This is a genomic window from Pseudonocardia sp. DR1-2 (assembly GCF_023717215.1).
GTDB lineage: Bacteria > Actinomycetota > Actinomycetes > Mycobacteriales > Pseudonocardiaceae > Pseudonocardia > Pseudonocardia alni.
This window is the reverse complement of the sequence record NZ_JAMQOF010000003.1, coordinates 134,086-155,667: the sequence shown is the minus strand read 5'-3', so window position 1 is coordinate 155,667 and position 21,582 is coordinate 134,086. Positions and strand designations below refer to the sequence as shown.

The following is a 21,582-nucleotide window of genomic DNA, read 5'->3' as shown; positions in this document are numbered from 1 at the left end:
ACGGGCCGGCCGACCGCCGTCGCGAGGTAGAGGCCGGACACCGGCGCGACCGCGATCAGCGACGAGTTCACCGGGTTCGGCACGGCCCCGCCGATCATGGGTACGAGCTGCCGATTCTCGGTCACTGGGCCGGAGGGACCGGCGGGTTCTGGCCGCCCTCGCCTCCGCCGGGATCGGGTTCCGGCGGCTTCGAGGACGAGGAGGACGACGAGGACGACGAGCTCTGCGGCGGCGGGGCGGTCGTCGTCGTGGTCACGACCGGCGGCGGCACGGGGACCGGGGCGTCGGTCGTCGTCGGGACGGCCTCGGTGGTGCGTTCCCGGGTCCGCTCCGGCTGGCGGACCGGCTGCTCCTCGACGGTCGTCGGGGGCGGGGCCTCGGTGGTCGTCGGCGTCGCGGGAAGGTTGGGGATCGCGTTGCCGATCGAGTGGTCCTGCGGCCAGAAGAACACCGTGCCCAGCACGGCCAGCGCCGCGACGACCCCGCCGGCGCCGATGAGCAGCGCGGGGGAGCGGCGGACGGGTGCGGGCCCGGGGGCGACGGTGGTCTCCCCGTCGTCGTAGCCGCCGTACCCGCCGTAGCCGTGCACGGCGGTCTGGTCGTAGCCCATCGGCGGCACGACGGGGATGCGGTCGGTGGGCGGGTCGGCGCGGGCGCCCTCGAGGTAGGCGGTGCGGTCGCCGTCGAGCTGGGTCGTGCCGCCGGTCGGCATCCGATCGGTGACCGGGTCCGGGTTCTCCCAGGGCAGCGGGCCGGGGTCGGGGGCGAGCGCGGGACCGCTGCTCGCCGCCACTGCGCCGAACCCGCCCGAGCCGGTGCCGGGGACCGGGTCGGCCGGCCCGAGCGCGACGACGGCGCCCTTCGCGATGGTGTTCTTCGGGTCCGCGTCGACCTGCACGGGACGCCCGAGCCCGGTGGAGACGAGCTCGGCGACCAGCGGGACCCGCGAGGACCCGCCCACGAGCAGCACCACCGACGGCCCGGACGCGGCCAGCCCGGCCGAGGCGATCGCCCGCTGCAGCGCCTCGACCGACTCCTCCAGCCGGGGCCGGATGCGCTCCTCGAAGTCGCTGCGGTGCAGGCGCACCGTCGTGCGGACCTCGCCGAGCCACACCGGGATCGAGACCTCGGTGTCGGCCGACAGGCCCTCCTTGGCCTCGCGGCAGTCGCGGCGCAGCCGGGCCATCGCGGACAGGACGTTCGGGTCGGTCTCGTCGAGCCCCTCGAAGGCGGCCGGGACGGCGTCGCGCACGTGGTCGACGACGGCCTGGTCGAAGTCGGCGCCACCGAGCTGCTCGACGCCCTCGGGCCTGCCGAGCAGTGTGAACCCGCCGCCCGCGGCCTCCTTGCGCACGACGGCGGCGTCGAAGGTCCCGCCGCCCAGGTCGTAGACGGCGACGGTCGCGCCGGGCTCGACCCGCTCGTTCGTCGCGTAGTGCAGCGCGGCGGCCTGCGGCTCGGTGAGGAAGGTGACGGTCAGGCCGCGCTCGGCGAGGGCCGCGGCGAACAGGTCGCACTTGTGCGTGCCCCAGGACGCCGGGTGGGTCACCGCGATGCGCTCGGGCGCGCCGCCCTCGGTGCGCGCGACGACGTCGACGACGTGCTCGGCCAGCAGCGCGGACAGCTGCTCGGGGGCGAAGGACTGCTCGCCGAGCGGGATCGGCGTGGGGTCGCCGATGCGGCGCTTGAACTCGCGGGCGACGCGGTCCGGCTCGGTCAGCGCCCGGCGCTCGGCGGCCTCGCCGAACAGCAGACCGCCGTCGGGCGCCACGTACACCACGGACGGGATGTCGACCGAGTGATCACCGAGCGTGACCATCTCGACGGTGCCGGAGCCGATGACCGCAGCCGCGGTGCGGGTGGTGCCGACGTCGATGCCCAGCAGGTAACCCATCGTCTCCCCGGTGTGCCGACCATGTCCGAAGGGTCCGGCCCGGTGCCGGACCTCCACACGGTAGTGGAGCCCGGAACCGTCACCTCAGTCGCGTCGGTACCGCAGGCAGGGGCCGATCAGGTGAGCCGGTGCTGCAACGCGTCGGCCGCGGCGAGCAGGTCGGCGGCCCAGCGGACCCCCGGACGGCGCCCGATCCGGTCCACCGGCCCGGACACCGAGACGGCGGCGACGACCTGGCCCGCCGCGTCGCGCACCGGGGCCGACACCGACGCCACCCCGGCCTCACGTTCGGCGACGCTCTGTGCCCAGCCGCGGCGGCGGACGTCGACGAGCACGCGCTCGGAGAAGCTCGCGTCGGCGAGGACGAGCCGCTGTGTGGCCGGGTCGCACCAGGCGGCGAGCACCTTCGCCCCGGAGCCCGCGGTCATCGGCAGCCGGGACCCGACGGGCACGGTGTCCCGCAGGCCGGACGGCGGCTCGGCGTGCGCGATGCAGATCCGGTGGATCCCGTCGCGCCGGTAGAGCTGGACGCTCTCGCCGGTGATGTCGCGCAGCCGGGGCAGGACGGCGGCCGCGGCGTCGAGCAGCGGGTCCGGCCGCCCGCCCGCGAGCTGGCCGAGGGTCGGGCCCGGGTGCCAGCGCCCGTCCGGGGTGCGCAGCAGCATCCCGTGCGCCTCGAGCCCGACGGCGAGCCGGTGGGCCGTGGCCCGGGGCAGGCCGGTGCGCTCACAGAGCTCCGCCAGGCCGCACGGCCCCTCCGCCGTCGCCCGGAGAACCCCCACGGCCTTGTCGAGCACGCCGATCCCGCTAGACTGTCCCACGTTCCGATACTAACTTCCCACGATCTGGGAAGTCCACCGCGATCAGATCACAGAGGAGGCGGGCGTGACCACCGCACAGAAGCCGCGCACGCTGGCCGAGAAGGTCTGGGACCGGCACCTCGTCCGCAAGGGCGAGGGCGACGAGCCCGACCTGCTCTACATCGACCTGCACCTGGTGCACGAGGTCACGAGCCCGCAGGCGTTCGACGGGCTCCGGCTCGCGGGCCGTCCGGTGCGCCGTCCGGACCTCACCATCGCCACCGAGGACCACAACGTCCCGACCCTCGACGTCCTCGCCCCGATCGCGGACGAGGTCTCGCGGACCCAGGTGGAGACCCTACGTCGCAACTGCGAGGAGTTCGGCGTCCGCCTGCACCCGATGAACGATCCCGAGCAGGGGATCGTGCACGTGGTCGGGCCGCAGCTCGGGCTGACCCAGCCGGGCACCACGGTGGTCTGCGGGGACTCCCACACCTCCACCCACGGCGCGTTCGGCGCGATGGCGTTCGGCATCGGCACCTCCGAGGTCGAGCACGTGCTCGCCACCCAGACGCTGCCGCTCAAGCCGTTCCGGACGATGGCGATCGAGGTGACCAGCGCCGACGGCACGCTGCGTCCGGGCGTCACCTCCAAGGACGTCATCCTCGCCGTGATCGCGCGGATCGGGACCGGCGGCGGGCAGGGCCACGTGCTGGAGTACCGGGGCAACGTCATCGAGAACCTCTCGATGGAGGCCCGGATGACGATCTGCAACATGTCGATCGAGGCCGGTGCCCGTGCGGGCATGATCGCCCCGGACGAGACGACCTTCGCCTACCTCAAGGGCCGCGACCACGCCCCGGCCGGCGACGACTGGGACGCCGCCGTCGCCGACTGGCGGTCCCTGCGCACCGACGACGGCGCCGAGTTCGACCGGGTCGTGCGGATCGACGCCGACGAGCTCACCCCGTTCGTCACCTGGGGCACCAATCCCGGTCAGGGCCTGCCGCTGGGCGAGTCCGTGCCCGACCCGGCCGCCATCTCCGACGACGGCGAGCGCGCCGCCGTGGAGAAGGCACTGTCCTACATGGGCCTCACCGGTGGGACCCCGCTGCGGGAGGTGCCCGTGGACGCGGTGTTCGTCGGCTCCTGCACCAACGGCCGGATCGAGGACCTGCGCTCGGTCGCGGAGGTGCTCGACGGGCGCTCGGTCGCGAAGGGCGTGCGGATGCTCGTCGTCCCGGGGTCGATGCGGGTGCGCTTCCAGGCCGAGGAGGAGGGCCTGGACAAGGTCTTCACCTCCGCGGGCGCCGAGTGGCGCTCCGCGGGCTGCTCGATGTGCCTGGGGATGAACCCCGACCAGCTCGCGCCCGGTGAGCGCTGCGCGTCCACCTCGAACCGCAACTTCGAGGGGCGGCAGGGCAAGGGCGGCCGTACCCACCTGGTGTCGCCGCTGGTCGCCGCCGCGACCGCCGTGCGCGGCACGCTGAGCAGCCCGGAGGACCTGGACTGATGGAGAAGTTCGACACCCACACCGGGATCGGCGTGCCGCTGCGCTGGTCCAACGTGGACACCGACCAGATCATCCCGGCCGTCTACCTCAAGCGGGTCACCCGCACCGGCTTCGAGGACGGCCTGTTCTCCGCCTGGCGCGACGACCCGTCCTTCGTGCTCAACAACGAGCCCTTCGACCGGGGGTCGGTGCTCGTCGCGGGCCCGGACTTCGGCACCGGCTCCTCGCGTGAGCACGCGGTCTGGGCGCTGATGGACTACGGCTTCCGGGTCGTCATCTCGTCGCGGTTCGCCGACATCTTCCGCGGCAACTCGGCGAAGGCGGGGCTGGTGGCCGCCGAGGTCGCCCAGCCCGACGTCGAGCTGATCTGGAAGAAGCTCGAGACCGAGCCCGGCACCGAGATCACCGTGGACCTGGGTGAGAAGACCGTGCAGGCCGGCGACCTGACCGTGCCGTTCGAGATCGACGACTACGCCCGGTGGCGGCTGCGCGAGGGTCTCGACGACATCGGACTGACCCTGCGACACGAGGGCGACATCACCGCGTTCGAGGGAACCCGGCCCGCCCGGATGCCACGCACTCTGGCCTGATCCGAACACGGGTGGTCACCATGCTCCGACAGATGTCGTGGTGATCACCCGTTCGGACCTGTACTGACGGACGGTATGCGACCTGGACTCGCGTCGGGATCTGGTGCGCGGCAGGGGCGCAGCCTTACCTTTCGTGACCATGAACAAGGCTCAGCTCGTCGATGCGCTGACCGCCCGGCTCGGAGACCGTCGTGCCGCCACGTCGGCCGTCGACGCGATGGTCGAGGTGATCGTGGACGCCGTCGGCCGTGGTGAGACCGTCACCCTGACCGGGTTCGGGGTGTTCGAGCCGCGACGACGCGCGCCGCGCACCGCCCGCAACCCGCGGACCGGGGAGACGGTGCCCGTCGGGGAGACCGTGGTGCCGTCGTTCCGGCCCGGCGCCGCCTTCAAGGAGCGGGTGGCCGCCAGCGAAGCCGCCGCCGCGAACGCGACCAGCGCCCCCCGCCGTACCGAGCGAGCCGCGACGGGCACCGGTCGCAGCACCGCGACCCGCAAGACGATCCCGCCGGACACCGCGGGTGCTCCGGCCGCTCCGGAGAAGAAGGCGGCTGCCCCGAAGAAGGCGGCCGCCTCGGCGAAGAAGCCGGCCCGACGGAAGGCCGCTGCGGAGAAGTAGCCCGCGCCATCGCGCCGCCGTGGTCTGCCCTGCCCCGCGGTGCCGTGCCGCCCCGCGCCGCCCCGCGCCCGTGCCCCCCTCTCCCTCCCTGCCACGCAGTCCTGTGCTCGCCGCCCACGAGTGCGTCGATCAGTACGTGAGTGCTGTCCGACCGGAGGTGGACAGCGCCCACGTACTGATCGACGGTCCTTCCGCCCGGTGTGCACCCTGGCCCGGTGCGGCCCGCCGAGCGCGGCGGGCGTGGGGCCGCGCCTCGCTGGACTGCCCGCTCTGCGCTGCCTGCCCCCCGGGGCGCGCCGCGCCGTCCGAGCCCCTCACGCGTCGAGCAGTACGTGAGTGCTGTCCGACCGGAACGCAGCGACGCTCACGTACTGATCGACGGGGGCCGTGGACGAGAGCGGGGTGCGGCGTCGAGTGGGGTCCTGGGACGCGGCGCCGGTGCGGGTCGGGGCGAGGTGAGGTGGGTCCGTTGGGCGAGCAGGGCGCGGATCGTCCCGACGGTGCGGCGGGCGTTGCGGGTGAGGCCGTCGGCGGTGATCCGGAGGGTCTGCCATCCCAGCGCCGCGGTCCGGGTGTCGCGTCGGCGGTCGAGCGGGTCGTCGTGGTGGGCGCCGTCGTACTCGACGGCGAGCAGGGCGTCGGGGTAGGCGAGGTCGAAACGCGCCCAGGGGCGTCCGCGGGCGTCGTACAACGGGAACTGGACCTGCGGGACCGGGAGCCCGGAGAGCACGAGCAACAGCCGAAGCCGGGTCTCGGGTGGGGATTCCGCCCGGGGGTCGGCGAGTGCGACGATCCGGTCCAGCCGGGCCGAGCCCCGCACGTGCGGGTACAGCGACCGCAGGGCCAAGAGGTCGGCGGGGTCGAAGCCGGGGCACGGCGCCGTCATCCTGGACAGTCTCCGCAGCTCGGGTGCCGGTGTGCCCTGTACCGGTACGAACACCGGCCGATCCCGTCTCCGGGCGGCGAGTGCGTCGAGGGCGACGACGGCGTCGACGAGCTCGAGCCGCCGGCACAGCGCCCACGCCGTGGCGCGGGGTGAGGTGACCCGGACGCCGTCGCAGAGGCCGGGTTCGAGCGGGACGCCCTGGTGGGCGAGCAGGTCCGGGCGGGGCCGGATCCGCCGTGGCGCGACGAGCTCGGCGGGCGCCGTCCACGGCCCGCAGGACGCGCCGAGGATCTCGGCCGCCGAGTAGGCCGACGCCGCGCCGAGGGGCCCGGCGTAGACCGAAGCGGCCCGGGCCCGGAGCACCGGGGTCATGGGGACCGCTGCTGACACGTACACGTCGGGGAACAGACGCACGAACCGTGGCCCGCGCAGCCGCGCCGGCGTGACGATCCCGCGCGCGACGGCCTCCGACCCCCGGAACGGCTCCTCCACCCGCGCACCCTGCATCCCGGCCCGCGCCCGGCGGGCCGGAACCGGTGGGTCCGTTCGCGATCGCACACGCCGCCGCAGGGAGGGCGCCTCCGAGGACAGGTCGATCAGTGCACCAGTGCTGCCGACCCGGGGCCGGACAGCTCTCAGGTACTGATCGACGATCGGACCGGGACCGGGACCGGGACCGGGGACGTCGGGTGCGGGGCGCGGGGAGTGGTGTGCAGACGGCGTCCGAGGTGCGGCGCGGGCGGGTCGGTGGGCGCGGCAGGAAGCGGGGAAGGGAGGCGCTGCGCGGCGAGGCGGGTCAGGAGGGCGGGCGGCGGTAGTAGTCGGCCGACAGCAGGGCGCCGTCGTCGCCGAAGCCCAGGACCCAGGTGCTGGCCTTGTGCGAGGGCAGGTCGGGGTCGGGGGACCGGCCGGCGGCGGCGAGCAGGTGCCCGACGACGTCCGGGATGACCCCGCCCTGGCTGCACAGCAGCGTCACGCCGGGCTGGGCCGCGAGGGTGCGGAAGCGGGCCAGGCCGTCGGCGGGGGAGACCCAGTAGCCGTGCTCGCCGAGCAGCGGTTCCACGTCCGGTTCGCCCGCGCCGGACGCGTGGGCGTACGGCTCGATCGTCTGGCCGCAGCGCAACGGCGGGGCGGTCGCGAGCCGGTCCGGGCCGAAGCGGTCGAGGAAGTCCGCGAGCCGGTCGGCCTGGGTGAACCCGGTACCGGACAGGGGGCGCAGGTCGTCGTCGCCCTCCCAGGCGGTCCGGCTCCCCGCCTTGGCGTGGCGCACGAGCACCACCGTCGACGACGGCGGCCCCACCCGGTCGAGCCGGTCCAGCAGGTCGGCGTCGGTCGGGCGGGTGAGGAGCGCGGCGGCCTCGTCGCGGGGCAGCCAGCGCAGGTCGTCGGTCTCGTCGGTGACGGAGAAGCCGTGGTCGCGGACGGCCTCGGCGGCCCAGTAGTGCACGACCTTCTGGCCCCTGCCGGGCACGGCGTACGCGGTGTGGCCGAGCCGGGCGCCGAGGCGGCACCCCAGGTGCGCCTCCTCGGCGGTCTCGCGCAGCGCGGTCAGGGTCAGCGCCTCGCCCGGGTCCTGGTGCCCCTTGGGCCAGGACCAGTCGTCGTAGCGCGGGCGGTGGACCAGGGCCACCTCGACGGTGCCGTCGTCCGCGCGGCGCCACGGCACCGTCCCGGCCGCGACGACGTCGGCGATGCCCGCCGGATCGACCTCGGCACCGTCGGTCCGGAGCTGTGCGGACAGCATCAGTCCTCGCTGCTGCCGCGGCGGGAGTTCATCATCTCGACCTGGTGGTCGCGGACCCGGATGTTCTCCGAGCCCGGCGCGGGCGACGGCGACCAGGTCCCGTCCGGCCCGAGCGTCCAGCAGCGCGTCGCCGGGTCCAGGCAGGAGTCGAACATCGCGCCGAGCTGGTCGGCCAGCTTCGGGTCGGCGACCCGCAGCATGACCTCGACCCGGCGGTCCAGGTTGCGGTGCATCATGTCCGCCGAGCCGATCCAGTACTCGTCGGCCGAGCCGAAGTGCAGCACCCGGGAGTGCTCCAGGAACGGCCCGAGGATCGACCGGACGGTGATGTTCTCGCTCAGCCCGGGGCGGCCGGGGACGATCGCGCAGATGCCGCGCACCACGATGTCGACCGGCACGCCCGCCTGCGACGCCCGGTAGCAGGCGTCGATGATGGCCTCGTCGACCAGCGAGTTCGCCTTGATCTGCACCCGCGCGCCGGACTCGCCGGACAGGTGCGCCTCGATCTCGTCGTCGATGCGGCGGACGATGCCGCGGCGGATCCCGTACGGCGCGACGAGCAGGCTCCGGTAGGAGGTCTGCCGCGAGTAGCCGGTGAGGGAGTTGAACAGGTCGGTGAGGTCCGCGCCGATGGTCGGGTCGGCGGTGAGCACGCCGACGTCCTCGTAGAGCCGCGCGGTCTTCGGGTTGTAGTTGCCGGTGCCGATGTGGCAGTAGCGGCGGATCTCCGACCCCTCCTGGCGCACGACCAGGCAGGTCTTGCAGTGCGTCTTGAGCCCCACCAGGCCGTAGACGACGTGCACGCCGGCCTTCTCCAGCTCGCGTGCCCAGCGGATGTTGGCCTGCTCGTCGAACCGGGCCTTGATCTCGACCAGGGCGACGACCTGCTTGCCCGCCTCGGCGGCGTCGATCAGGGCGTTGACGATCGGGGAGTCGCCGGAGGTGCGGTAGAGGGTCTGCTTGATCGCGAGCACGTTCGGGTCGGCGGCGGCCTGCTCGATGAAGCGCTGCACCGACGTCGAGAACGAGTCGTAGGGGTGGTGCACCAGCACGTCGCCCTCGCGCAGGGTCGCGAACACGCTGCGCGGGGTCTCCCGCTCGGCGAAGGCCGGGTGCGTGGCGGGGCGGAACGGCTCGTCCTTCAGGTCGGGACGGTTGACCCCGTGCACCTGCCACAGGCCGGTGAGGTCGAGCAGCCCGGGGACGGTGACGACGTCGTTCGGGTCGACGTCGAGCTCGCGCAGCAGCAGCTCCAGCACGTGCTCGGACATCGTGTCGAGCACCTCGAGGCGGACCGGCGGACCGAACCGGCGCCGGGCCAGCTCGCGCTCCAGGGCCTGCAGGAGGTCCTCGTCGCGGTCCTCCTCGACCTCGAGGTCGGCGTTGCGGGTGACGCGGAACGGGTGGACCTCGGTGACCTCCATGCCGTTGAACAGGTCCCCGAGGTGCGCGGAGATGAGGTCCTCGATCGGCAGGAACGTGCACTGCCGGTTCCCGGCGCGGGTGTCGGTGTCCGGCGGGTCCACCGACACCAGCCGCGGCACGTTGTTCGGCACCTTGACCCGGGCGAACCGCTCGGTCCTGCCCTCGGGGTCGCGGACGGTCACCGCGAGGTTGAGCGACAGCCCGGAGATGTAGGGGAACGGGTGCGCCGGGTCCACCGCGAGCGGGGTGAGCACCGGGAACACCGTCTCGGTGAAGTAGTCCGACAGCCGCAGGCGCTCGGCGTCGGTCAGGTCCTCCCAGCTGCGCAGGTGGACGCCGGCCGCGTCGAGCTCGGGGAGCAGCTCGTCCATGAACACCTCGGCGTGCGCCCGCGACAGCGCGCGGCTCCGCTCGGTGATCCGGGCCAGCTGCTGGCGCGGGGTCAGGCCGTCGGCGCTGCGCACGGACAGGCCGGTCTCGTCGCGGCGCTTCAGACCCGCGACCCGGACCATGTAGAACTCGTCGAGGTTGGAGGCGAAGATCGCAAGGAACTTCGCGCGCTCCAGGAGCGGCTGGCTGGAGTCCTCGGCCAGGGCCAGCACCCGGGCGTTGAAGTCGAGCCAGGACAGCTCGCGGTTGAGGTAGCGGTCCTCGGGGAGCAGCTCGGCCATCGTCGACGCCGGGGTGGTCGCCCCCGCGGGCGGCGCGATCGGAGCGGCCCCCTGGACCTGCGACGGCGCGGCGGCCGGCGGCGCGGGCGGCGCCGCGGGACCCGGCGGCACGTGCTGCTGGGACGGGATCTCCGCGGCCGGCGCCTGGTCGGCGACGCTGCGGCTCGCGGTGTGCAGCCGCCGCGATGCCGGACGCGGGGCACGGCGCGACGCCGTCCGGGGACGGCCCCCCGGGTGCGCGGAGGTGCCGTTCCGTCCGTCCGGGGTCGCCGAGTCGTCACTCACGTCGCAATTGTTTCGTACCGCTCCGCAACCGTCCACGCGGACACGGCCCCGTCCGGCGATGTCACGTACGTGGTGTGCCACACCGTCGGGCGACGGCGTCACCGGGCGGGGGACATCCGGGTGGGTGAGGTGTGGCGGGCGGCCCGTGCCGGGCGTCGACCACGGCCCGGGTCCACACCCCCACCCCGAGGGCGACGGCGTCGTCGAGGTCGGCGGCGGTGTCGACGTCGCGGCGCAGGCCGGGACGGACACCGGGCAGCGGGCGTGCCCCGGAGGCGCTGTGCCGGGCCGCCGAGCCGCGGCCGAAGTGCGGGTCGAGGTCGTGGCCCGGCGCGACGAGCAGCAGCGTGGTGCCCTCGCCGGGGGCGTCGGGCTGGAAGGCGCGGGTCGCGCCGGCGGCGAACAGCACGGCGGCCGCGGCGACGGCGTCGTCGAGCTCGGCCGGGCGCAGCGCGGGGAGGTCGGCCTGCAGCGCCCCCAGCGCGGCGTGCGGGTCGCGCGAGCGCAGCAGCGCGGCACCGTGGCGCAGCGCGCCGTTGAGCCGCCGGCCGGGGTCGGTGACGACCTCCGCGCCGAGCGCGCCGACCTCCATCGCCACCGCCGGGTCCGAGGAGATCACCAGCACGTGCCGGACCGCCGCCGCGGCGACGGCGGCGGCCACCGTGTCGCGGGCCAGGGCCAGCGCGAGCCGCTGGTGCGCGTCGAGATCGCCCACCCCGCCGTCGGCGGCGCCGCGCAGCCGGGTCTTGGCGCGGGGCAGCGGCTTCACCGGTACGACCAGGTCCACCCGCAGGGTCACGGCCCCAGTCTGGCACCCCGCGTGACACCGTGGGGCCTCTGTGGGGAGACTCCACGGACGAGATCCGGATCATCCCGATCCGCGACGACCCCACGACCCGCCACCGAGGCGGGCAGGAGGAGGCCGCCGGTGGCACGCGAGAAGGGCGGATTCTGGGTCGGTTTCGCCGTCCCGTTCTTCTACTCGATCGGCTGGCTCACCGGCCGGCCGCGCTACCAGGGCCGTGAGCACCTCCCGGCCCGGGGCGGCGCGCTGCTGGTCGGCAACCACATCTCGCACCTGGACCCGATCCACACCGGGACCTACGTGCACAGCGCGGGGCGGGTGCCCCGGTTCCTGGCCAAGAGCAGCCTGTGGCAGGTGCCGGTGCTCGGGCAGGTGCTGCGCGGCTCGGGGCAGATCCCGGTCTACCGCGACTCCGCCGACGCCCAGCAGAGCCTGGCCGCCGGGACGCAGGCCCTGGCCGACGGCAAGATCGTCATCATCTACCCGGAGGGCACCATCACCCGCGACCCCGACGGGTGGCCGATGCGCTCGCGCACCGGCGTCGCGCGGATGGCGCTGGCCTCGGACGTGCCGGTCATCCCGATGGTGCACTGGGGGACCCGCGAGGTCCTGAACGGCTACGAGAAGAAGTTCCGCCCGCTGCCGCGCACCGACGTCGTGCTGCGCGCGGGTGACCCGGTGGACCTGAGCGCCTACCGCGGGCGCCCGCTGGACGCCCACGTCCTGCGCGAGGTCACCGACCTGATCATGGGCCGGGTGCGGGAGCTGCTCGCCGAGGTCCGCGAGGAGGACGCGCCGGCGGAGTTCTACCGCCGCCGCCCGGAGAGCGAGGCGGGCCGATGAGCGTCCCCCCGGCCCCGTCGTTCGGGGAGCGTCCGGTCAACGAGCCCGTGCACTCGATCCACCGCGTCGCCGTGCTCGGCGCGGGCAGCTGGGGCACCGCGTTCGCGAAGGTCCTCGGCGACGCCGGCCGCGACGTGCGGCTGTGGGCCCGCCGGGTGGAGGTGGCCGAGGCGATCAACGCCGACCGGCACAACCCCGACTACCTGTCCGACGTCGCGCTGCCGGACACGCTGCGGGCCACCCACGACGCGGCCGAGGCCCTCGACGGGGCCGACGCGGTGATCCTCGCGGTGCCGTCGCAGTCGCTGCGCGACAACCTGGAGCGCTGGCGCGACCTGGTCCCGGCCGGGGTCACCCTCACCAGCCTGGCCAAGGGCGTCGAGCTGGGGACGCTCAAGCGGATGACCGAGGTCATCGACGACGTCACCGGCGTCGGTGTGGACCGGCTCGCCGTCGTGTCCGGGCCGAACCTGGCCGCGGAGATCGCCCACGAGCAGCCGACGGCCACCGTCATCGCGTGTGAGGACCACGACCGCGCGGTGGCGCTGCAGACCGCCTGTGCGACCGGGTACTTCCGCGCCTACACCAACACCGACGTCGTCGGGGCGGAGCTGGGCGGGGCGGGCAAGAACGTGATCGCGCTGGCGGTCGGCGTCGCGTCCGGGATGGGGCTGGGCGACAACTCGCGGGCGTCGCTGATCACCCGCGGGCTGGCCGAGATGTCCCGGCTCGGGATGGCGCTCGGTGCCTCGCCGCTGACCTTCGCCGGCCTGGCCGGCATGGGGGACCTGGTGGCGACGTGCAGCTCCCCGCTGTCGCGCAACCGCACCTTCGGCGAGCAGCTCGGCCGCGGCGCGAGTCTCGCCGAGGCGGAGAAGGCCAACCACGGCCAGGTCGCCGAGGGCGTGAAGTCCTGCCTGTCGATCTGCGAGCTCGGTGAGCGCGCCGGGGTGGAGCTGCCCATCGCCGACGCGGTGCGCCGGGTCTGCCACGAGGGCATGACCGCCCACCAGATGGCCAAGGAGCTGATCTCCCGGGCCCCGAAGCCGGAGTGAACCCCATGCTCGGAGACGGCACCCGCTGCGTGCGCGGCGGGGAGCACGACGCCCACGCCGTCGGCGATCCGGTGCACCGCGGGCCGGTGCTGACCAGCACGTACCACCTCGGGCGCCCGGAGGAGGCCGACCCGGGCGCGGACTTCTACGCCCGCGCGGACAACCCGACGTGGCGGCAGTTCGAGGCCGCCGTCGGCGAGCTCGACGGCGGGCCGTGCACGGTGTTCCCGTCCGGGATGGCCGCGGTCGCCGCGGTCCTGCGCGCCTTCACCGGTACCGGGCGCGGCGTGCTGCTGCCCAGCGACGGCTACTACGTCGCGCGCCTGCTCGCCGACGAGGAGCTCGCCCCGCTCGGGGTGCCGGTCGCGTACTGCGCGACCGCGGGCGACTGGGCCTCGGCGATCGCCCGGCACCGGCCCGCGCTGGTGATGCTGGAGACGCCGTCGAACCCCGGCCTGGAGGTCTGCGACGTCGCCGCGGTCGCCGCCGCCGCGCACGCGGCCGGTGCGGTCGTCGCCGTCGACAACACCACGTGCACCCCGCTCGGGCAGCAGCCGCTCGCGCTCGGGGCGGACCTCGTCGTCGCCAGCGACACCAAGGCGCTGTCCGGGCACGGGGACCTGCTGCTCGGGCACGTGTCCGCGGCCGACCCGGTGCACCACGAGCGGGTCCGCGCCTTCCGCACCCGCGGCGGCGCGATCGCCGGGCCGATGGAGACCTGGCTGGCGCTGCGCGGGCTCGGCACCCTGGACCTGCGGCTGGCCCGGCAGGCCGAGAACGCCCGCGCGCTCGCCGTCGCGCTGCGGGAGACCCCGGGCGTGCACGACGTGCGCTGGCCCGGGCTGGCCGACGACCCGTCGCACGTGCTCGCCCGGACCCAGATGCGGCGCTGGAACGGGATCCTGCGGTTCACCCTGGCCGACACCCACGCCGTCTCGGACTTCCTGGCAGCCACGACGCTGGTCGACTCGGCGACGAGCTTCGGTGGGCTGCGCACCGCCGCGGACCGGCGGGCGCGCTGGGGCGACGCGGTGCCGGACGGTCTGGTGCGGCTGTCCTGCGGTGTCGAGGACACCGACGACCTCCTCGCGGACGTGATCGGCGCACTCGGGGGGTGACGGCGGGGCGGTCCGGCCCGACGGCGGCGGCGCTGCGCCGCGACACGAGGTGCCGTCCACGACCACCGACCACGCCGGACGACGAGCGCGTCGTGCCGGACCGGCCGAGCGGGGCTCAGCGCGCGGCGCCGGCGACCCGGACCGGGGCGACCGGCGCCACGCCGGGGCCGCCCCGGGTGCGGCGGTAGGCCCAGCGGGTCGGCCCCGGCGCGAGCAGCACCGCGGCGGCGACGGCGAGGGTCCGCGGGTCGGTCCGCTCCCGCAACGCGGCCCGGACCCGGGTCCGCGCGGTCGGGACGTCGCCCTCGAACAGCGCGACCCGGGCCCCGACGACGCCGCGGCGGTGCCTGCTGCGGCGCAGCTCCCGCTCCAGCGCGGCGGGCACGGCCGGGTCGTCCGAGTGCGCCGCGGCCGCGCGGACCGCCCGCTCCCGGGCCTGCTCCACGGCCAGCACCGCGGGCCCGCCGCGGGACAGCGACTGCGGGGCCTGGGTGTAGCTCGCGAGGCGCTCGGGCAGGGTCACCATCCGGTGGCCCGCCGCGACGATCCGGAGGAACAGGTGCAGGTCCGCGACGGTCACCCCGGCGTCGTCGACGTGGCCGTGGGCGTCCCACACCTCCCGGCGCACCGCCCCGGTGTAGTACGGGCACGGCCCCTCGATGAGCTCGGGGAGGGTCAGCACGTGCTCCGGGTCCGGTGCGGGCGCCCCGGCGTTCTCCAGGTAGGAGGCGGGCAGCCGTTCCCCGGTCGCGGCGTCGGTGAACCAGGCGTCGCAGGTGACGGCGGCGAGGTCCGGGCGGGAGTCGAGCACGTCGCCGAGCCGGGCGCAGAAGTCGGGCAGCACCTGGTCGTCGGAGTTGAGCAGGGTGACGTAGCGGCCCGACGACTCGGCCGAGGCGCGGTTGATCCCGCCCGCGGCGCCCCGATTGGGCTGGCGGACGAGCACGATCCGCGCGTCGCGCTCGGCGTGGGAGCCGACGATCCGGGCCATCTCGTCGGACATCCCGTTGTCGACGACGACGAGCTCCCAGTCCGGGTCGGTCTGGGCCAGCACCGACGCGATCATCCCCGACACCGCGTGCTCGGTGCGGTACGCGGTCGACAGGAAGCTGAACCGCGGACGTTCCTGACGGTGGTGGCCCATGGTCGTCCGTTCTGTCGGGGTCGCTGGGATGACCGTCGTACCGGGGCGGCGCCGGTGTTACGCCGCCGCGTCGTTGATCTCCGCCACAGGGGGTAACGATCCCCGGTGGACGGCCGAATGCACCGCCGTACGGACGGGTGTCGGACGGCGGGTGGAGGCGGGGATGGTGCAGCAGACCGCACCGGCCGGGGTGGTCCTGCGGGACACCGGTCCGCGGCCGGGCACCCCGCTGGTGCGCGACGTCGCCACCCGCACACCGACGGCCCGGCTGCTGCAGGGGCTGGTGTTCCTGACCGTCGGCGTGGCCTCCTGCGAGGGCTACCTGCTCGACATCAACGACGTCGTCACCAAGGTCCCCGCGGCGACGCTCGTGCTGGTCTGGCTGGTCGCCCGGCTGCGCCCGTTCCGGATGCCGCGCTTCCACCCGGTCCACGTGCCGCTGGCCGCCCTGGCCGTGGCCGTGCTCGCCTCGACCGCGGTGCACGCCGGCGACACCTTCACCATGACCTACGCCCAGCGCTGGGTGTCGTTCCTGGTCACCGTCACGGTGCTGATCGACGTCTGCTCCCGGGAGGTCCCGGTGCGGGTGCCGGTGTGGGCCTCGGTCACCGGCGCGACGGTCGCCGCGAGCGGGGCCCTGTGGAGCTTCCTCATCGAGGGCTCGCCGCGGGCGACCGGGCCGCTGGAGGACCCCAACGACCTGGCCTACGTGCTGGTCTCGGCGGTGCCGCTGCTGCTCGCGCTGTGGCTGCGCCGCCCGCGCCGCGACGGCCGCGTGCGCGCCCCCCGGGCCGCGCAGGTCCTGGTCGGGGTGGTGCTGGTGCTGCTGGTGCTGGGCGCGGCGGTGACCGTGTCCCGCGGCGGGATGATCGCGCTGGCCGTCGCGCTGGTGTGGCTCGCGGTGCGCGGGGCGATCGCGCCGCGGGTGCTCGTCGCGGCCGCCGTCGCCGTCGTGGTCGCCGGGGTCGCGCTGGTCGCGGCCTTCGGTGACGACGTCGGCCGCGCGCTGTCCCAGAAGGACCAGGTCGCCGCCTCCAACATCGACAGCCGGGCGCTGCGCTGGGAGGTGGCGGCCACGCTGCTGCCCGAGCACCCGCTGCTGGGCGTCGGGCCCGGCGGGTTCCGCTCGCACTACCTCGCGGCCTCGCACAACGCCGAGCTGGAGGAGCAGACCCCGGTCGCCCACAACATGTACGTCGAGGTCGCCGCCGAGCTCGGGGTGCTCGGGCTGGCCGGGTTCGTCGGCATGATCGCGGTGGCGCTGTGGTCGGCCGAGCGGGCGGTCCGGGCCGCCCGCGACCGCTCCGGGCGGCTGCTGCCGCTGGCGGTGCAGACCGCGCTGATCGCGGTCTGCGTCGCCTCGGCGTTCCTGTCCGAGCAGTACTACATGCCCCTGTGGGCACTGACCGCCGCGGCCTGCGCCGTGGGCCTGCGCAGCGAGGGAGCGATCCGGTGAAGGTCCTGCAGGTCGTCAACGAGATGGGGACCGGGGGAGCGGAGCGCGTCGTCGCCGACCTCTCCCGGCACGGGACCGGTCTCGGCTGGGACACCGTGGTCCTGTCCTCGGGCGGGGTGCGGGCCGACGAGCTGGCCGCACAGGGGTACCGCACCGAGACGATGCCGCTGGTGCGCCGCACCCCGGCCGGGATCCTGCGCGGTGCCCTCGCCGTGGCCGCCGCCGTCCGGCGGCACCGCCCGGACGTCGTGCTCGCCCACAACGTGCTGGTCGGTCTGGTCTGCCGGCTCGCCGCGCACACCCGGCGCCGCAGCCCGACGCTGGTGACGGTCTTCCACGGGGTCGCCGCCGACGACTACCCGGCCGCGGCCCGGCTGCTGTCGCGCACCGCCGACGTCGTGGTGGCGGTGTCCGCGGCGGTCGCCGACCGGCTGCGGGCCGCGGGCCTGCACGACACCCGGATCGCGGTGCTGCGCAACGCCGTCACCCCGCCGGCGCTGCCCGACCGGGCCGAGGCCCGGCGCGCCCTCGACCTGCCCGCCGACGCCGGTGTCGCGCTGTGCGCGGCCCGGCTGGTCCCGCAGAAGCGCCACGACGTGCTGCTCGACGCCTGGCGCTCGCTGCCGGGCCGGCCGGTGCTGCTCCTCGCCGGGGACGGCCCGCTGCGCGCCGACCTGGAGGACCGGGCCGCGGACCTGGGGGACCGGGTGCGGTTCCTCGGGGCCCGCGACGACATGCCCACCCTGCTCGCCGCCGCCGACGTCGCCGTGCTGACCAGCGACTGGGAGGGCCTGCCGATGGTCGTCCTGGAGGCGATGGCCGCCGGGCTCCCGGTGGTCGCCACCGACGTCGACGGCGTCCGCGAGGCGCTCGGCCCGCGCGGCGACGCACCCGCCGCCGGGCTGCTCGTCCCGCCGGGGACCCCGGCCGCCGTCGTCGCCGCGCTGAACAGGCTGGCCGACCCGCGCCGCCGCGAGGTGCTGGCCGCGGCCGGCCGGGCCCGGGTGGCCGCCGAGCACGACCCGGCCGCGCTGGCCGCCGGCTACGACGCGCTGCTGCGCGACGCCCGCGCCCTGGGCACCGGCGGTCCCGGCCGGATCTGGCTCGGCGCGGTCGCCGCGCTCGCGGGACTCGCGACGGCCGTCGCGGTGCTGCTGGCCGTCGCGCTCGGGCCGGGCACCGAGCAGGCCACCGTCACGCTGGTGGCCCGCCCGGACGTCGGCGCCACGATCTCGTTGAACACGGCCCGTTCGGTGGTCTCCACCAGCTACGGCGAGGTCGTCTCGCTGGCCCTGCCCGCGCTGCCCGAGATCGCCACCGGGCCGTCGCTACTGGGCCGCGCGGCCGCCGCGGTACCCGGCGGCCCCGACCCCGAGCAGCTGCGCCGCGCCGTGTCGGTGGAGCTGGTCCCGGCGTCGGGGCTGGCGCGGATCTCGGTGCGTGACCCCGACCCGGCCCGTGCGGCGGCGCTGGCCGAGGCCGTCGCCGACCAGGTCGTGGCGGCGGACGTCCTCGACCCGGCCGGACGCCTGGTCCCGGTCGACACCCGCGCCTCGGTGACCCCGGTCGCCACCTCGACCACGCTGGCCGCGGCGCTCGCGCTGTCGGCGGGGATCGTCGTCGCCGTCGTGACGGGGGCGGCGCTGCTGCCCCGGCGGCGTGCCACCCCGCATGCGGCGCTGCTGCGTGCCGTCGCCGCGGCGGGCCGCGGCCCGGTCGCGGTGCTGGACGCGGCGGACCCGGTACTCGTCGACCGGATCCGGCTGCTGGCCGGGCCGGACGTGACGCGGGTGGTGCCGGCCGGGCCCGGCCTGGAGACCGACGCCCGGCGGATCACCGAGGCGCTCGCGCTGCGCGACGGCCCGGCGCCCGGACGGGCCCGGCCCGGCGCGGTCGTGGCACTCGCGGACCCGCGGCGCACCCGCACCGACGACGTCACCGGCGCCCTCGCGGCCGTCCCGGAACGGGAGCGCGTGCTGGCCGTCGTCCTGACCTGACGAGCGGTCGTGCGGTCCGGGACGGCCGTCGTGCGGTGCCGGCGGTCCGGTGTGCGGTCCCGGGGAGCCTGCGCCGCGCGGTCACGTCCCGGAGGCCTCATCATCACTCTCGCGTAACCGGGCTTCCGTATGGTCGACTACATCACGGACCTCGTGCGTTCCGGAGGTGGTCGCGTGCCGTACCGACAACCCGTCCCCAGTGGTGCCGAGATGATCGTCCCTGGCGACCTGAGAGCGGTCGATCCGCTCCCCGACGATCCCGTCCCGGCACCGGGGACCGAGCCGCCGACCACGGCTCGCATCCCGGCGGGGTCCCGGGTCCTGCTCCTCAACGCCAGCTTCGAACCGCTGGCCGTCGTCACGTCCAAACGCGCGATCTGCCTGCTGCTCTCCGGCAAGGCCGAATGCCTCCAGGAGGCGCTGGAGGGCGCGGAGTTCCGCTCCGAGTCCCTGTCGCTCCCCGCCCCGTCGGTGCTGCGCCTGTCCCGCTACGTCCGGGTGCCCTACCGCCGCGTCGTCCCCATGACCCGGGCCGGTGTGCTGCGCCGCGACGCCCGCCGCTGCGCCTACTGCGCCAAACGCGCCGACACGATCGACCACGTCGTCCCGCGCAGCCGCGGCGGGGCGCACAGCTGGGAGAACTGCGTCGCCGCCTGCAAGGCGTGCAACTCCCGCAAGGCCGACCGGCTGATCGAGGAGATCGGCTGGACGCTGCGCACCACCCCGGCACCGCCGGCCCGCAACGGAGCCGGGGTCCTGGTGCTGGCCGTGGAGCCGTTGCCGGCCTGGGAGCCGTGGTTGACCGCCGCCGCGTGAACCGCTCGTCCACGGTTGGGCACACAGGGTCACGAAAGTGGAGATCATGCCCTGATCGTGGGTAACCTCGCCCCGTCATGATCGTTGCATCCTGCGATGCGGCGGACCCGGTGACCGAGCCGGGCACGGGGCGAGGGAGAGCGGGATGCAGGGGCGTGGGCGGCTCGCCGTTCTGGTCGGCACGATCCTGCTCGCGGTCGCGGCGGGACTGGCGTTCTCACCGGTCGCGGGCGCGGCGCAGCCCGTCGGGCAGCTGCGGCTGGGCCATCTGTCGCCGGGGACCGGTGCCGTCGTCGCGACGATCTCCGGCCCCGAGGGCGCCGGTTCCACCGAGCAGGTCGTCGCCCGCGACGCCGCCTACGGCGACGTCACCGGCTACCTGCGGCTCGTCCCGGGTCGTTACACGGTGTCCATGCGTCCGGTCGGGAGCGACCCGTCCGCACCCGCCCCGCTGTCGGCCGGGCTGCAGATCGCGCCCGGCACCGCGCAGTCGCTGTTCTTCTTCGACACCGGCTCCGGGCAGGTCCGCGGCGACCTCGTCACCGACGACCTGACCGCGCCCGCCGCCGGCTCCGGCCGGGTCCGGGTCGTCCAGGGCGCGGAGACGGCCACCCCGCTGCAGGCGCTCGCGGTCGGCGGTCCCCGGCTGGCGACCGACCTCGGCTACGGCGCCGTCACCGAGTACGCGACCGTCGCCGCCCGCACCTGGGACGTGCGCCTGTCCTCCGGAGCCGCGACGAAGGCCGCGCAGCTCCCGGTCGGCGGCGGGTCGGTCACCACCGTCGTGGTGACCGGCGGCCCCGGCGGGACGCTCGCGGTGCACCCGATCACCGACACCCCCGGCCTGCCGGTCGGTGCCGCGCAGCCCGCCACCACCCACGAGGGCACCCCGCTGCCCCGCGGCGGTGTCCCCGCCGGGGCCGGCGGCACGGCGGGCGACGACGGCCCGGGCGTGCTGCCGCTGGTGCTGTGCCTGCTCGCGGCACCGGTCCTGGTCTACGGGACCTCGGTGCTGCGCGCCTCCCGCCGCAGGGGCTGAGGATGTCCGCGCCCCGCACCGACGCCCCCCGCACCGGTGCGGCCGGTCCCGACACCCCCGACCCCACGCGGCTCGACGCGACCGGACTGCCCTGGCGGGCGCCGCTGCGCACCCCGACCGCCCCCGCCTGGACCCCGCCGCTGCGGACCCCGCCCGGACCGGTCCGGCGGCTGCGGACGGCGGCGTCCGGGATGGGTGCGTCCGCCCGTGCCGGGGTCGCCCGCACCCCGGCCGGGCCCGCGGTCCGGGCCGCCGTCGCCGCCGCGGTGCTCGCGCTGCCGCTGATCCCGGTGCTGACCCCGGCGGCGGAGCCGGAACCGGCGGCGCCGCCGATGGTCACCGCCGCCTCGGTCACCGGGCCGTCCGCCCCGGAGGCGACCCGCGCCGCCGCCGTCGCGACGACCGGGGCCCGGGCCGCGCGCCCGGTCGCCCCGCCGTCCGGGCTGGTCGTGCCCGCGATCGGGCTGACCGCGGGCGCACCGGAACAGCTGGCCGTCGGCCCGGACGGCACGCTCGGCGCCCCCGCCGACTTCGGCCGGATCGGCTGGTGGGCCGCCGGTCCCCGGCCCGGCCAGGCCGGGCCCGCGGTGATCGTCGGGCACGTCGACTCGGTCGCCGGGCCCGCAGTGTTCTGGCGGCTGCGCGACATCCCGGTCGGTGCGCAGATCGTCGTCCCGCGCACCGACGGGAAGCGGACCACGTTCACCGTCGACCGGGTCGCGACCTACCCGAAGGACGCCTTCCCCGCCGCCGAGGTCTACGGCGGCACCGCCAACGCCCAGCTCCGGCTGATCACCTGCGGCGGGTCGTTCGACCGTGCCGTCCGCTCCTACACCGACAACGTCGTCGTGTTCGCCTCCGTCCACTGACCGCACCCGCGGA

General features: G+C 75.6%; 18 protein-coding genes. 11 read left to right on the top strand and 7 right to left on the bottom strand.

Going from position 1 to position 21,582, the window contains the following annotated elements:
• Positions 1-121 precede the first annotated feature (121 nt).
• Both ND486_RS09695 and ND486_RS09690 read right to left on the bottom strand, forming a co-directional pair.
• Positions 122-1,894, bottom strand: coding sequence for an Hsp70 family protein (locus ND486_RS09695; RefSeq protein ID WP_251783957.1), 1,773 nt, complete (start codon positions 1,892-1,894; stop codon positions 122-124).
• Positions 1,895-2,010: 116 nt separating this feature from the next.
• Positions 2,011-2,715, bottom strand: coding sequence for an IclR family transcriptional regulator (locus ND486_RS09690; protein ID WP_062397135.1), 705 nt, complete (start codon positions 2,713-2,715; stop codon positions 2,011-2,013).
• 64 nt (positions 2,716-2,779) lie between these two features.
• Between ND486_RS09690 and leuC the strand changes: the two genes are divergently transcribed.
• From leuC to ND486_RS09675, 3 genes are all read left to right on the top strand, one after another.
• Positions 2,780-4,207 carry a 3-isopropylmalate dehydratase large subunit gene (gene leuC, locus ND486_RS09685; protein ID WP_251783956.1) on the top strand — a complete coding sequence of 476 codons (1,428 nt, stop codon included), beginning with the start codon at positions 2,780-2,782 and terminating at the stop codon, positions 4,205-4,207.
• Positions 4,207-4,797 carry a 3-isopropylmalate dehydratase small subunit gene (gene leuD / locus ND486_RS09680; RefSeq protein WP_178376291.1) on the top strand — a complete coding sequence of 197 codons (591 nt, stop codon included), beginning with the start codon at positions 4,207-4,209 and terminating at the stop codon, positions 4,795-4,797. Before leuC ends, leuD begins: the two co-directional genes overlap by 1 nt.
• Positions 4,798-4,936: 139 nt before the next feature.
• Positions 4,937-5,416, top strand: coding sequence for an HU family DNA-binding protein (locus tag ND486_RS09675; protein WP_251783955.1), 480 nt, complete (start codon positions 4,937-4,939; stop codon positions 5,414-5,416).
• Positions 5,417-5,780: 364 nt separating this feature from the next.
• Here the strand turns inward: ND486_RS09675 and ND486_RS09670 are convergent, their stop codons facing one another.
• The 4 genes from ND486_RS09670 to cofC all read right to left on the bottom strand — a co-directional run bounded on the left by ND486_RS09670 (position 5,781) and on the right by cofC (position 11,226).
• Positions 5,781-6,794 (bottom strand): endonuclease domain-containing protein, encoded by a 1,014-nt coding sequence (locus tag ND486_RS09670; RefSeq protein ID WP_251783953.1) that lies wholly within the window; start codon positions 6,792-6,794, stop codon positions 5,781-5,783.
• Positions 6,795-7,098: 304 nt separating this feature from the next.
• Positions 7,099-8,046, bottom strand: a complete 948-nt coding sequence (locus ND486_RS09665) for an NUDIX hydrolase (RefSeq protein ID WP_251783951.1) — start codon at positions 8,044-8,046, stop codon at positions 7,099-7,101.
• The gene (locus ND486_RS09660) at positions 8,046-10,427 is read right to left on the bottom strand and encodes an RNA degradosome polyphosphate kinase (RefSeq protein WP_251783949.1); all 2,382 of its coding nucleotides are present in this window, start codon (positions 10,425-10,427) and stop codon (positions 8,046-8,048) included. The genes ND486_RS09665 and ND486_RS09660 overlap by 1 nt, the downstream gene beginning before the upstream one ends.
• A gap of 61 nt (positions 10,428-10,488) precedes the next feature.
• Positions 10,489-11,226 (bottom strand): 2-phospho-L-lactate guanylyltransferase, encoded by a 738-nt coding sequence (gene cofC, locus ND486_RS09655; RefSeq protein ID WP_308215830.1) that lies wholly within the window; start codon positions 11,224-11,226, stop codon positions 10,489-10,491.
• Between the two features lie 129 nt (positions 11,227-11,355).
• Here cofC and ND486_RS09650 point away from each other — a divergent pair, with 129 nt between their 5' ends.
• From ND486_RS09650 to ND486_RS09640, 3 genes are read left to right on the top strand one after another with little or no spacing between them, the layout of a single operon-like run.
• Entirely contained in the window at positions 11,356-12,075 is a 720-nt protein-coding gene (locus tag ND486_RS09650) for a lysophospholipid acyltransferase family protein (RefSeq protein ID WP_251783947.1), read from the top strand.
• Positions 12,072-13,130, top strand: a complete 1,059-nt coding sequence (locus ND486_RS09645; protein ID WP_251783945.1) for an NAD(P)H-dependent glycerol-3-phosphate dehydrogenase — start codon at positions 12,072-12,074, stop codon at positions 13,128-13,130. The genes ND486_RS09650 and ND486_RS09645 overlap by 4 nt, the downstream gene beginning before the upstream one ends.
• A gap of 5 nt (positions 13,131-13,135) precedes the next feature.
• A complete protein-coding gene (locus tag ND486_RS09640) occupies positions 13,136-14,248 on the top strand; it encodes a cystathionine gamma-lyase (RefSeq protein ID WP_251783943.1) in 1,113 nt (370 codons plus the stop codon).
• A 115-nt stretch (positions 14,249-14,363) separates the two neighbouring features.
• Here ND486_RS09640 and ND486_RS09635 read toward each other — a convergent pair whose 3' ends face one another.
• Complete coding sequence (locus tag ND486_RS09635; protein WP_251783942.1) at positions 14,364-15,392, bottom strand: glycosyltransferase family A protein; 1,029 nt, start codon at positions 15,390-15,392, stop codon at positions 14,364-14,366.
• Positions 15,393-15,555: 163 nt separating this feature from the next.
• Here ND486_RS09635 and ND486_RS09630 point away from each other — a divergent pair, with 163 nt between their 5' ends.
• The 5 genes from ND486_RS09630 to ND486_RS09610 all read left to right on the top strand — a co-directional run bounded on the left by ND486_RS09630 (position 15,556) and on the right by ND486_RS09610 (position 21,569).
• The gene (locus ND486_RS09630; RefSeq protein WP_251783941.1) at positions 15,556-16,848 is read left to right on the top strand and encodes an O-antigen ligase; all 1,293 of its coding nucleotides are present in this window, start codon (positions 15,556-15,558) and stop codon (positions 16,846-16,848) included.
• Complete coding sequence (locus ND486_RS09625) at positions 16,845-18,845, top strand: glycosyltransferase family 4 protein (protein ID WP_251783940.1); 2,001 nt, start codon at positions 16,845-16,847, stop codon at positions 18,843-18,845. The genes ND486_RS09630 and ND486_RS09625 overlap by 4 nt, the downstream gene beginning before the upstream one ends.
• A 210-nt stretch (positions 18,846-19,055) precedes the next feature.
• Positions 19,056-19,661 carry an HNH endonuclease gene (locus tag ND486_RS09620; protein ID WP_083474296.1) on the top strand — a complete coding sequence of 202 codons (606 nt, stop codon included), beginning with the start codon at positions 19,056-19,058 and terminating at the stop codon, positions 19,659-19,661.
• A gap of 145 nt (positions 19,662-19,806) precedes the next feature.
• Entirely contained in the window at positions 19,807-20,700 is an 894-nt protein-coding gene (locus tag ND486_RS09615; RefSeq protein ID WP_251783939.1) for a DUF4397 domain-containing protein, read from the top strand.
• Between the two features lie 2 nt (positions 20,701-20,702).
• Positions 20,703-21,569 carry a class F sortase gene (locus ND486_RS09610; protein WP_251783938.1) on the top strand — a complete coding sequence of 289 codons (867 nt, stop codon included), beginning with the start codon at positions 20,703-20,705 and terminating at the stop codon, positions 21,567-21,569.
• Positions 21,570-21,582 lie beyond the last annotated feature (13 nt).